The organism is Psychrobacter vallis, assembly GCF_904846715.1.
Lineage (GTDB): Bacteria > Pseudomonadota > Gammaproteobacteria > Pseudomonadales > Moraxellaceae > Psychrobacter > Psychrobacter vallis.
Genome location: NZ_CAJHBU010000002.1, coordinates 214,545 through 227,553 on the forward strand (window position 1 = coordinate 214,545; position 13,009 = coordinate 227,553).

Here is a 13,009-nt window from a genome sequence, read left to right on the forward strand (position 1 = left end):
ATGGTTGTCGCAAATGCATTCAAATATCTTAAACTTGTGCTTCTATGTGCTTAATCAACGCTGCTAACTGGTCTTGGCTGTGAAAGAATATCTCAACGCTGCCCTGCCCATCTTTTTTATGCTTGAGTTTTACTTCAGCCCCTAGCATGTCGGTCAATCTTCGAGTCAATTGTTCAGCATCGCGAGAGTGCGCTTGTTCAGTTCGAGTGGCTTTAGGCGTAGGCTGCAAAATTGATTTGACCAGCTTTTCAGCTTCACGCACCGTCATGCCACCATCAATGATTTTTTGTGCGATGATAGGCTGCTGCTCAGACGATAACGCCAACAGCGTACGGGCATGACCCATATCTAGAGCGCTGTTGGCTAAATGGTCTTTTACGGTGTCATGCAATTGATTTAGGCGCAGTAGATTCGATACCGTTGTACGTGCCTTTCCAACGACCTCAGCGATCATGGCATGACTCATCCCAAACTCGGTATGAAAGCGCTGTAATGCGGCCGCTTGCTCAATCACTGATAGGTCTTCACGCTGGATATTCTCAATCAATGCCAGTGCAATCGCCAATTCATCAGACAAAGCCCGTTCAATCGCTGGAATAACCGACTTCCCTGCCATTTTTGCGGCACGCCAACGACGCTCACCAGCAATGATTTCATGAGTGACAAATGCTGCACTCTTATCTTCATTCGCGAGCAATGGACGGATAACGATAGGCTGCATCACGCCATGCTGTTCAATAGAAGACGCCAACTCTGCCAGTGCCGTTTCGCTCATATCGCGACGTGGTTGATATTTACCAGCTTGCAGACGTGTCACATCGATTTGCACTAAACTGATTTGGTCTTCTGCTACGCTTACCTCTGATCCATTACCACGTACTTTATTGACAGGGGTTTTAATCATCGTGCGCGGCACACGAGTCTTACGATTACTGTTTTCAGGCATGTCGGCAGCTACTGAATCTGTCGTCGACTTTTCATTGGCTTCTGTATGGTCTGTTTTAGCAATTACATTTATGCTTGGGCTATCAGTTGACAAAGCAGGGTCACGCACAGCCGTATCATCTTGCAAGGCAGAGGCGGTAATTTGCTTTTCTTTTTTGATTGACCCTAATAAGGCATCCAAGCCTCTATTGGCAGCCAATCCTCTTTTCTTCGCCATGATTACCTATCCTCTAACGCTAAAATAAAAGCCAAATAACTGCTAATGTAGCTTACTAAAAATATGATATTAAGTGTTTTACTACCTAACTGAATGTGCTCTTTTCTGACTGGTTGGTTTATCTTATAGCCAGTTATGCTTATTCATGAGTAGTATCACGATCAACTTTGCTTTATCACTTCTGCTGCGAGTTTTTGATACGCGCGCGCGCCTTTTGACCATCTTTCATAGGCAATGACAGGTAAGCCATGAGCTGGTGCTTCTGCCAAACGGATGTTTCTTGGAATATGAGTTTTATACATAATGTCGCCAAAGTGCGCTTCTAGTTCCGCAGATACATCGCGAGCCAGTGTGTTACGCGCATCAAATAACGTTCTTACAACACCGCGAATATATAATTTAGGATTTAGTTCCGTTAAACGCTCAATCGTCTGCGACAAATCAGCCAAACCTTCTAAGGCATAATATTCACATTGCATAGGAATAATAACGCTGTCAGTCGCAACCAAGGCATTAATGGTCAACAAGTTCAAACTGGGCGCACAATCTATAATGACATAATCATAAGCAGGTTTTTGCAAAGCAACTTGGCTATCGACAAGATCTGCCATCGCTGTTTTAAACAACTCATGACTGTCGGTCTTGCTCATCAAAGTGATGTCCATACCTGCCAAGTCACGATTGGCACCAATCACATCAAACCCTGCTGGACTGGTGACAATGGCGTCAGACAGCGACACACCATCTAATAAAACGTCCGCTATGGTAAGCGCTAACTCGTTTTTGTCTACTCCAGTCCCACTGGTCGCATTGCCCTGTGGGTCTAAGTCAATCAGTAGTACATGCTTGCGCTTAGCCGCCAAGCTGGCGGTCAAATTTACCGCCGTCGTGGTTTTACCCACGCCGCCTTTTTGATTCGCAACTGCTATGATTTCCATACACTCACTCAATTTAATGGGGGGTCTTTTACTAGGGCGTGTTTGATAATTCAACCATAGCACTGACAGAGACTGTTTTTTAGGCGATTCGCAGGTAAAAATAGTGAGTATAGTTATTCTATACGGCTATTTTTAACAATGAAGCGGCAAAAAAGAGTCCTGTCCCCTGTTTTTATTATTGGGGCTGATGCTAAAACTGCCCCATACTGTGTTACAAGTCTTGCTAAGGTATTAACATTATCGTCGACTTGCGCCTTGTCTGGAACATTTTAGCGATCAGCAGTGCCTATCTGTGAATATCAAACACGCCCTAGTATTTTCTTTAAAATTCAACTCATACTAAACACAAAAAACTCATTGCTGTTTGACAATCAAAAACATGCTCATAGCTTAGACATTTTTATAAGACAATTCAATTAAATGACGACTGTCATGCAATTGTGGCACGTTTAGCTTAATTGTCTTGATTTGCCAAGCACTCTCAAGCGCTTGTAACTCTTCATCGCTAGGCGATTTGCCTTTCATAGCACACAAATAGCCACCATCCGCCAATCTCGGCTGCGCCACTTCGACAAAGTCTATCAGGCTGGCAAACGCTCTAGATGTGACTACATCATAACTCGCCTCATGCGCTTCAATACGAGACGCAATCGGTTGCATGTTGGTCAAGCCCAGCTCACTACTGATCTGCTTAATAAAGCGAATTTTTTTCTGATTGCTATCAAGTGCGGTACACTGACGCTCAGGCTGACAAATCGCGATAATAACGGCAGGCAAACCAGCGCCAGTACCGATATCAAGCAAAGATCCTGATGGCAAATGCGTTATAATAGCCAAGCAATCAATCACATGTTTGATCAGCGCTTCTTTTGGCTCGGTAATTGCGGTCAGATTATACGCTTTATTCCATAACAAAAGCTGGTCTAAGTACAATAATAACGTGCGCTGCTGCGTGTCGCTCAAGGGCAGACTTAGCTTGTCGATCGCTTGCGACAAGGTATTGGCGAGCGCTGGCAATTGTGATCCAAGCTTTACAAAACCAGTCGGATCAATAGGGATATTGCCCGTTTTGGCAGATGATGAAAAGGTTTTAGCGGAAGCTGACATACAACGAGTTATCCAGTTTTGACATGTGAACCGTCTATTTTATCATGCAGTCTGCCCATTGAATAGTTGCAGATTGCCTCAATGTGAGACATCTTATACTATCTGCGCCTATATTGAGCTGTTATTCTTCTTTAATAGCCGCAAACTTGCTATTCATTGACCACTTTTTTATACATCATATAGTCAGATTAATGTAAAAAGTAATCAGAGAGACTGGGATAAATTTTATGTAGCCTCTGTCTGTAACGGCACAGCAAGCAAGAAAAATTTGTACCAGTCCCGCTGTATAGTGTCATGTAGCGCTTTTATTTAATATCAACCGTACATTGCAACCACGCTAATAATGATACAAAACTGCGTCTAATGACTTATCTAAAGCACGGTTATATCTTGTAAGATGCTCTTATTAGCTATTCACATTTAACATAAAAAGCCAAACACAGAAATCTGCGAAAAGTGCATTAAAAATTAATAACCCCTTACCTATTTTAAGATGATATACCATACACTTATGACTGAACAGCCAAACACTCTTATCTCTCAAGTATCAAAAGACACTAATCATATGGCAATACCCACTTCTGAGTCGAAAAACACTAAGCCGACCGTACCTCATCCTATTTTTATAGAAGTCAAACAACGCTGTCTTATCACCGCTGAACAACTCAAACGTTATAGCGAGCCAGATGAGCTGCCGACCGACACCCGTACTGCACCTGATTTGGATGTTGGCTTTGGTCAACAGCGCGCACTCAAAGCCTTACACACTGCTATAGACATCAAAGCCAGTGGCTATCATGTATTTGCCGCTGGTGAAAACGGCTTAGGAAAACGCACCGTTATCAGTCGCTTGCTCCATCGTATCGCCGCCGATGCAGCGACACCTGACGATTGGGTCTATGTGCATAATTTTACCGACCCACGCACTCCAGTAGCTTTACGCGTGTCTGCCGGTCAAGCGACGCTATTGCAACAACAAGTCAATCACTTGTGGCAACAAGCAAAAAAACGACTGAGCCAACGCTTTCGTAGCGATCAGTATCAAAGCAAAATCGAAGCCATTAAAAACAACACCCATCAAAAAGAAAGCCATGCTTATGAAGCGCTCAATGCCGAAGGCAAGCAATATGATTTAGCACTGACATTTCGCTCTTTTGATAATAAAGCGGTATTTGTACATCCAAGTCAGTTACCGACAGACGGTGACGACAATGAGGATAGCAGCACGCCACTCTCTGCCAAACATAAAAATAAATCACCATTAAATGATAGCAAAAAAACAAATGCGGTAAATGCAGACGACGAAGTGAGTGCCTATGATAATAGCGAATACGAAGCTGAATTGAATAACTTTGCACAAAAAAACCATATGCAAAAACGGCTAAGTCAGCTGACTATTGCTTTGGAACAGATAGAAGACAAAGCCAATGATGCTATAGAAACGCTGCATCGCAGTATTGCAAAGCGAGCACTAGAGCCTTTGTTTGCGCCTGTTTATGAGCAGTTCGTCACTCATCCTCTGGTCATTGAGTATCTCAAAGCAGTGTTTGACGACATGGTTACCCATGTAGAGCGCATCGTCAACGGCGATGATGAAGAGTTTGTCACGGCAGTGCTGGCCACGACACCGAGCCGTTATGCGGTCAATGTCATTATCAGTCACATGCCTGACAGCGGCGCACCTGTTGTCTTTGAAGATTTGCCAACTCACTTAAATTTATTGGGACATGTTGAGCAAATCACACAATTAGGCACGGTGACCACTGATGTCAGTATGATTCGGGCGGGCGCTTTACATCGTGCCAATGGCGGCTACCTGTTATTAGAGGCTAGCCACTTACTGGAGCACCCTTATGCTTGGCAAGGCCTCAAGCGCGCACTACAATCACGCAAGATTAAGCTATCTAGTCTTGAGCAAATGATGACCTTGACAGGTAGCTTATCGTTATCGCCTGCGCCCATTGATCTTGATGTTAAGGTGATTTTATTGGGCGAAGCAGATTTATATTATGAATTGTTGGAACTTGAGCCTGAGTTTGATGCGGTATTCAAAGTGCGCGCCGATTTTCACGATGACGTGATTCGCACCAGCGATCATGAATTGGCACTAGTCGCAAAAATGGCTGACATCATCGATTATGCAAACCTTTACCCATTTAATCGGTATGCACAAGCCGCGCTTCTTGAGCACTTAAGCTTACAAGCAGAAGACCAAGATCGCCTCAGTCTGCACAGTGACTTACTGATTAAACTCCTTCACGAATCCAATCGCCATGCACGCTTAAGCGGTGAAACGATAGTCGATGCCCATCATGTCACACAGGCCATCGATGATATGGATGAGCGCTCAGGATACTTACGCGACCTGTATTGGGATGAGCTCAAAAACGGCCAGCAACTTATCCAAACTCAAGGTAATGCGGTCGGCCAAGTGAATGCCCTAACGGTGGTGAGCTATGCAGATAGTGAGTTTGGTATGCCAGCCCGTCTGACCGCCGTTATTCAGCCAAATATTGGCGCTGGCGAGATTCTAGATATCGAGCGCGATGTCGATTTGGGAGGTAGCTTACACGCCAAGGGTATGCTGATTATGACCAGCTATTTGCGGGCGTTATTTAGTCAGCACCATGCCCTAAACTTTAGCGCCTCGCTCGCTTTTGAGCAAAGCTATGCGCATATAGATGGTGATAGTGCCACCGTCAGCGAAGGCTGCGCGCTATTGTCCGCCTTAGCAAACGTGCCAATTGATCAGTCTTTTGCTATTACTGGCTCCATGAACCAGCTGGGCGAAGTGCAGGCCGTCGGCGGTATCAACGCAAAAATTGCCGGATTTTTTGATGCCTGCCGCGAGCAAGAGCTGACTGGGCAACAAGGCGTAGTCATTCCAATGGCCAATGTCAAACAACTCATGCTGCGTGACGATATAATTGACGCTGTTAGTGCTGGTAGCTTTCATATTTATGGCGTTTATACGCTCAGTGAAGCGCTGACGTTGATGACTGGCCTGCCCATCGATACGATGAATAAAAAAAGCCGCTATCGCAAAGACACCTTATTTGGCAAAGTTTTGAGCCGTTTGATGTTGTGGGATGACAATCAGGCCAATGATGATGACATTGACGACAAAAAGTCAAAGAAAGCTAAAAAAAAGCAGAAAGCCAAACGTCAAAAGAAAGAAGACAACAAAAAAGAAAAACGCAAAGACAATCGTGAAGTGACTGTTGATAGTGAATATGACATCCAATACGATAGCGAAGACAATAATGAACAAAGTATTGATGACCATGATTCTATATAGTCAGGTCAATATAAAAGGGATACCGCAGGACGGGTATAGAGTTTTTTCAGCCTCTGTCTGCGCAGGCACAGCAAGCAAGAAAAATTTGTACCAGTTCCGCGTCATAATGTCGTGTATCCGTTTTATTTAGTATTGACTATAGTGAACTGAATATAGGAAGAATTTAACGAAGCATAAACAACGACGGACGTCCCTAGACGTTACGATGCTTTTCTGCGATGATAACGTGTTCATAGCACACCAAAACGTATAAAAACTGACTGTGACTTCATAAAGGCTATCTCTTAATGACTGTACTTCCTACTGATGCCAACCTTCTCCAAACTCAGGCAGACTCTGGTGAGCAAACGGCTGCGCCAGCGACTGCGGACAGTCATATCGTAGCAGACACCAGCGATAGTCGTCACGGCGCAGCGACAACCGCTCGGCAATGGCAAGTGCTATCCCAATTACAGCGCAATCGCTGGGTGGGCACGACCCACGTGTTTGAGCAACTCATGATGGCAGGCTTTGATATCAGTCTACGCACGGTACAGCGTGACTTGAATGCGCTGGCCAAACGCTTCCCCATTGAGAAAAACAACGCCAATCCGCAAGGTTGGCGCTGGAAAGAAGACGCCCCATTACAAAGCTTACCGCACATGAATCTATCGCAAGCCGTTGCTTTTAATATGGTTGAAGCCAATCTAACCCAACTATTACCGCCTGTGATTTTAGATGAGTTATTTCCTTGGTTTGATTTGGCACGGCGACAGCTTAAAAACAGTAAAGTGACGCATTCATGGATAGATAGAGTGCGTATCGAACCTGCCACTCAGCCTTTAATTGCGCCGCATATTCATTTGGACAGTAAAGACAATATTTACCATGCCTTATTTTATCAATTGCAAATTAACGCCCGCTACACTCGCAGCAACAAATCACAAGCCAGTGAATATACCTTAAACCCCATCGCTATTATTCAGCGTGGCGTTATTATATACCTTGTGGCCACCCGTACCGACGATCCTGAAGCCATTATCCGCACCTTTGCTTTGCATCGATTTGCCAGCGTTGAGATTCTTGATAGTGCCGCAAAGACCCCTGAAGGCTTTCAACTTGATACCTATTTGGACGCCGGCGGTATGGGCTTTAGCCATCCATTGTTCGGTGAGTTGCCAAGCCATGGCAAAAACACAACTATTGAGCTACAATTTACCAAACAAGCGGGCAAGAGCCTGACCGAAAGCAAGCTCAATGACGACCAAATTGTCACGTTGAATGACGATGACACGCTGACCATTCAAGCAACGGTTAATTTGACCTCACAACTGGTTTGGTGGCTGCGCGGTTTTGGTAGTGGACTATTGAATGCCAAGCCAGAGTTGCTATATCAAGCCGTGTTGGACAAGTCTATAAATGATGAATAGTGACAATGCTAAGGGTGCTGAGAGTGCTAGCGCTTAGCTTAACGCAAACCACTACGACCATTTATAAAATTAAGAATAAAAAAGGAATGTTATGCCAACCACTGCCCCATCATCATTACTGTCAGACAGTTTAAGAGGACTTGGCTTAGACGCGGGCACTTTATTTTTTGCGCTCAATTATGAATTTACTAAGATTGAACCAAAAGGCCTATTTAAGCGCTTTAAAAAGCATCAAGGCGCGATTGATATCGACTTGGCGTGTGTGCTGTATGACGACAATTGCACCATCAGCGATATCGTCTGGTTCAAACAATTGCGTGACAAAGCAGAATCTGTAAAACATCAAGGCGACAGTTTGAATGGCAAAGATCGTGGCGAACAAGCGATGTACTTAGCGCCACTTGATCAAGAGCAAATCAGGCTGTATTTGGATAAAATCCCAGCCCATATCACCCACATCGCTATGATGGCAAACTCCTACCATAACCATCCATTTTCTCGAGTCAAAAAGGGCGAGATTCATCTGAGTGACGATGAAGGCAACCGTTGTTTTGAGGTCAACCTAAAACAGCTACCACGTGACTGTACGACGCTTTGGGTTGCTGATTTGCGCCGAGAAATTGATGACTGGCATTTGACCTTACATAACTTACCGCTTGCTGCCGAAGATTTAGCAGGTGCCGCACAAGAGGTAGCGCATGAATTGGCACGGGTGCTCCCGCTTCCACAAGGAATGTAGCACTCACACCAAGCCCAAAAAATACGCTTGGCTGAGTCAAACTCATTTAACCTACCATCAGCAGTAGTTACCGCGTTTTCTTTGCTACTCTAATTTTTGGAATTAGGCTATATTGAGTAGTTACAATTGCTCGCCGCAATTTGGACAAAAGTTCTTCTGTCTCACCTCCACTTCTCTTTCGCGGCGCTCAAGCTCTTGTTCTCGCAATACCTGTAAGACGATATTTTGTGCCTGCTCCTTGTCCAATCCAAGCTCGCGGCGGATTTTGTCTATCATTATTTGATTTTGCACCAAATCAAAATCACTCTCGATGAGCTGCTCCCGAAAGTGCTGTTCAAGCTCTTCACGGCGCTGGGCCAGCTCATTTGCTAAGCCCGTAGCCAAAATACCAGCAGGCAATGCAGCTAAACCTACCCCCAATATCGTAATCACAGCACCCAATATTTTACCTGCGGTAGTAATGGGTATAACATCACCATAACCCACCGTTGTCAGCGTCACCACTGCCCACCACATGGCCTTGGGTATCGACTCAAACTCTTGGGGCTGAGCATGGTTTTCAACCAAATAAATCCCGCTAGAAGCTGTCACGATCATAATGATTAAGATAAAAATAACGGCTTGGAAAGAACCTCTTTCCTTACTAATGACCACCAGCAAGATACGCAGGGAGGCAAAATAGCGCGTCAATTTAAGGATACGGAACAAACGTAGAATACGTAAGAAGCGCAAATCAATAGAGACAAAGAAGTTTAAGAACGCAGGTACAATAGCGATTAGATCAATCAATGCTGAGGGGCTTCTTATCCAATCCCAACGCTGACGCCACGTTGTATGAGTGGGCTTGGCTTCAGCAACACTCCACACACGTAACAAATACTCGATAGAAAATATCACAATAGAGAAGTTTTCAAACCAAGTAAAATACTCTTGATAAGGGTAATACCACTGATCGACAGATTCAGCAATGACGGCAGCCACATTGGTCATGATCAAAAATATTAAAAAATAATCAACATAACGGCTAAATAGCGTGTCATGCTCATCATTTTGCAAGATGTTATAGACAAAAAGACGCAAGCGCCGTATAGATTGGAATACCATGCCGTCCCTATGCGGTGAAACACCGGTCTTATATGAATAGAATAAAGCAGCCACCATGCAATGCATCACCAGTGTTGGGGTAAAAACAGGTTGTGTCAATCAGTCAGTGATTAGCATGTCGTTTAGAGATACTCGCTGTTCTCAGGCCAGCTTATTGAGTATGAATCATGAGAAGTGATTATACAAAATTTAAATAATAAATATAGACAGACACCAATAACATAAACACAATCGCTAACACAGAAAGTCGTAAGAACTGTTCATCAGCATGTAGTTGTTGGCTGCCATCTCGAGCAGGCAGTAAAAATAAATTGCACTTTGGACAACAGGAATCCATTTGATTCAGTATCTTGGCAGAACGGGCATTTTTACAGCGTAGAGGAGAGTTACTACAATAGCCAAGCATAATGTATGACACCTCTTTTATATCATCGTTATTGATGCAAAAACATAATCTATTTTAAAATTTGATCGTTAACAGCCATCAAATTACTTAAGAAATAAAATGTTGTAATAAACAATTAAAACCTTACAGAAAGCATGGTTTTGTATTATAATAGATTTATAATGTTACAGGTTAATAAATAATCATAACATTGTGTATCGGTAACTAATGTCATCCCTCATTAGGTATTTACCAATAATCATCTATTATGTTGAGGAATCAAATGATGAAACTACAATCCCTAGTTTTAGCTGCAGCCACCGCACTTACCATGACCACTGCTTTTGCTGTCCCTGCTGGCACTTGGTCTGTTGCTGCTGGTGCTCACTATGTTGATCCTAAAAGTGACAATGGTAGCCTTGCAAATGGCGCACTAAATGTTGATGTTGATGGCGATGTTCGTCCAACGATCAGCGGTGAATATTTTATTGCCAATAATGTTGGTGTTGAATTACTAGCAGCCATTCCATTTCATCACGATATCACTCTAACAGATACTAATGGTAAAGAAATCGATGCAAAAACTCAGCATCTTCCACCTACGCTTTCTGTGCAATATCATTTTGACTATGACAATATGCCAATGAACATCAAGCCATTCGTTGGTGTTGGTGTGAACTATACGACATTCTTTAAAGAAAGAATCTCTACTGGTGGAAATTTGAAGCTTGATGACAGCGTTGGTGTCGCCGGTCATGTCGGTCTTGACATACCTTTTGCCCCAACCGAAGCTTTCCGTATTGATGCACGCTATATGGATATCAAAACCGACGCTAGCCTAGATGGTATTGATATCGGCGAAGTAGATATCAGCCCTTGGGTATATGGTGTGGCTTTTGTAAAACAGTTTTAATATTATACCGATAAAAAAGCCAGCGTAATTGCTGGTTTTTTTGTGCCTAAAATTTAAGCAATAATTATCGTAAATCAAAACTATTTTATTAAAACATTTGACCACTAAAAAGGTCGATAGACATAATACTCATTATCATGAAATTTTGAGCATAAAAAAAGACCATCCTTAGACAGTCTTATTCTTGTAAATGTTTTTAGTTCAAATAATTTTTTATAACAAAATACGACGCGGATCCGCCAGTAATGTTGCAACATAACGGGTAAATACCGCAGCATCTGCCCCATTAATCACACGGTGGTCATAAGACAATGATAATGGCAACATCAAGCGTGGCTCAAACGTCTGCTTAGCAGCGTTCCAAACAGGCTGCATGGTGGCTTCTGACGCCCCCAATATGCCTACTTGTGGCCAGTTTACTAGCGGCGTGAAGGCAGTGCCACCTAAGATACCTTGGCTTGATATGGTGAAACTCGCACCTTGTAAATCTTTGGTACTGAGTTTTTTATCACGAGCTTTAACGGCAAGCTCGCCAATCTCAATAGCAATTTGCTTCAGACCTTTGTCTTGCACATTTTTAATGACGGGTACGATGAGACCATCATCCGTTGCCACAGCAATGCCCATATTGACACTTTTTCGCAAGATAACTTGAGTATTATCATCGCTCAAATGACTGTTAAAACGTGGATGCTGTGTCAAGGCATAGCCAGTCGCTTTGACTATAAATGCCAAGATCGTGAAGCCAATACCTTCTGCTTTCATACTACCTTTTAGCTCACTACGCAGCTTTTCCGTTTCCGTGATGTCTGATAAATCAAACTGCGTCACTTGCGGCAACAACGTATTATAGTTGAGCTGTGGTATCGAGACTTTCTGTAGACGGCTGAGGTCTTGTGTTTCAGTCTCACCCCAAATCTCAGCATTACTCATATCAGGCAAGCTTGGTAGACTTGAGCTGGCGACATTACCACTGACAGGGGCCGCTTTTTGCGTGGTCAGACTTTCCTTAACATGGGCAAATAAGTCTTCTTTTAGAATACGGTCATTTAAGGCCGAACCACTTACTTGCGTGATATCTACACCCAACTGACGCGCCAGCTTACGCACGGCAGGGCCTGCATACACATTGACCAGTTTTTCATTCACTTGTGCTTCTGTCAGCTTGCTTACTGGCTTACTGGCTGGCGCATCAGTGTTTTTCGGTTTGGCTGCTTGTTTTGGTTCACCCGTTGTTTGCTGATCGGCTTTGCCCTTTACTTCATCTTGAGTTGAATCTTTTGCTTCAGTAGTAGCTGGCTTAGAGTCACTGGCTTCAGTTGCATCATCTGAGCCACTACCAACGATGACAATGAAATCTTGACCATTGGCAACCATGTCACCCGCTTCGACCAATATTTTTTCAATCTTGCCTGCGACTGGTGCAGGCACTTCAACCGACGCTTTGTCAGACTCAATCAGCAGAATCGATTGATCAGCAGTAACGGTATCGCCAACACTAACCATGATTTCAGAAACTTGTGCTTCATCAACGCCTAAATCAGGCAATGCATGAGTGGTTGCCGCACCTGAGCTTTTCTTAGGTGCAGAAGATTCAGTATCACTAGCATAATCAGAAGAGGCTTGCGGCTTTTCTGATTCTTGCTTTTGATTTTCATTGTTGTCTACGCTATCAGTATTGTCGTCATCAGCATTGTCATCGCTGCCACTGTCATCGCTTTCAAGCTCAATCAGTACCATACCTTCACTGACTTGGTCGCCAACAGCAACACTGATTTTGGTGACTTTACCAGCAGCGGAGCTTGGTACTTCGACCGAGGCTTTGTCAGACTCTAGCAAAACGATGTTGTCATCTTTTGCGATGACATCACCAATTTCTACCATAATTTCGCTAACTTCGGCGCTGTCCACACCCAAATCGGGGGCTTTAATGTCCATAATTTATCTCCTTGTC

General features: G+C 43.7%; 9 protein-coding genes. 4 read left to right on the forward strand and 5 right to left on the reverse strand.

Annotated features, from left to right (window positions below):
- Positions 1–28: 28 nt before the first annotated feature.
- The 3 genes from JMY02_RS02255 to rsmG form a co-directional block, all read right to left on the reverse strand.
- The gene (locus JMY02_RS02255) at positions 29–1,162 is read right to left on the reverse strand and encodes a ParB/RepB/Spo0J family partition protein (RefSeq protein WP_201594759.1); all 1,134 of its coding nucleotides are present in this window, start codon (positions 1,160–1,162) and stop codon (positions 29–31) included.
- Between the two features lie 161 nt (positions 1,163–1,323).
- A complete protein-coding gene (locus tag JMY02_RS02260) occupies positions 1,324–2,100 on the reverse strand; it encodes a ParA family protein (protein ID WP_201594762.1) in 777 nt (258 codons plus the stop codon).
- A 390-nt stretch (positions 2,101–2,490) separates the two neighbouring features.
- On the reverse strand, positions 2,491–3,207 hold the full coding sequence (rsmG, locus tag JMY02_RS02265) for a 16S rRNA (guanine(527)-N(7))-methyltransferase RsmG (protein ID WP_201594764.1): 717 nt from the start codon (positions 3,205–3,207) through the stop codon (positions 2,491–2,493).
- 565 nt (positions 3,208–3,772) lie between these two features.
- Here rsmG and JMY02_RS02270 point away from each other — a divergent pair.
- The 3 genes from JMY02_RS02270 (at position 3,773) to JMY02_RS02280 (ending at position 8,653) form a co-directional block, all read left to right on the forward strand.
- Entirely contained in the window at positions 3,773–6,505 is a 2,733-nt protein-coding gene (locus JMY02_RS02270; RefSeq protein WP_406947708.1) for an AAA family ATPase, read from the forward strand.
- A gap of 287 nt (positions 6,506–6,792) precedes the next feature.
- Positions 6,793–7,914 (forward strand): helix-turn-helix transcriptional regulator, encoded by a 1,122-nt coding sequence (locus tag JMY02_RS02275; protein WP_201594769.1) that lies wholly within the window; start codon positions 6,793–6,795, stop codon positions 7,912–7,914.
- A 91-nt stretch (positions 7,915–8,005) separates the two neighbouring features.
- Complete coding sequence (locus tag JMY02_RS02280; protein ID WP_201594771.1) at positions 8,006–8,653, forward strand: TerD family protein; 648 nt, start codon at positions 8,006–8,008, stop codon at positions 8,651–8,653.
- A 120-nt stretch (positions 8,654–8,773) separates the two neighbouring features.
- Here JMY02_RS02280 and JMY02_RS02285 read toward each other — a convergent pair whose 3' ends face one another.
- Positions 8,774–9,757, reverse strand: coding sequence for an ion transporter (locus JMY02_RS02285; protein ID WP_201594773.1), 984 nt, complete (start codon positions 9,755–9,757; stop codon positions 8,774–8,776).
- A gap of 671 nt (positions 9,758–10,428) precedes the next feature.
- Between JMY02_RS02285 and JMY02_RS02290 the strand changes: the two genes are divergently transcribed.
- Positions 10,429–11,055, forward strand: a complete 627-nt coding sequence (locus tag JMY02_RS02290; RefSeq protein WP_201594882.1) for an OmpW/AlkL family protein — start codon at positions 10,429–10,431, stop codon at positions 11,053–11,055.
- A gap of 213 nt (positions 11,056–11,268) precedes the next feature.
- On the opposite strand, the gene JMY02_RS02295 is transcribed toward JMY02_RS02290, so the two are convergent.
- Positions 11,269–12,993: a 2-oxo acid dehydrogenase subunit E2 gene (locus tag JMY02_RS02295; protein WP_201594775.1), complete on the reverse strand. Its 1,725-nt coding sequence runs from the start codon at positions 12,991–12,993 to the stop codon at positions 11,269–11,271.
- Positions 12,994–13,009: the final 16 nt, after the last annotated feature.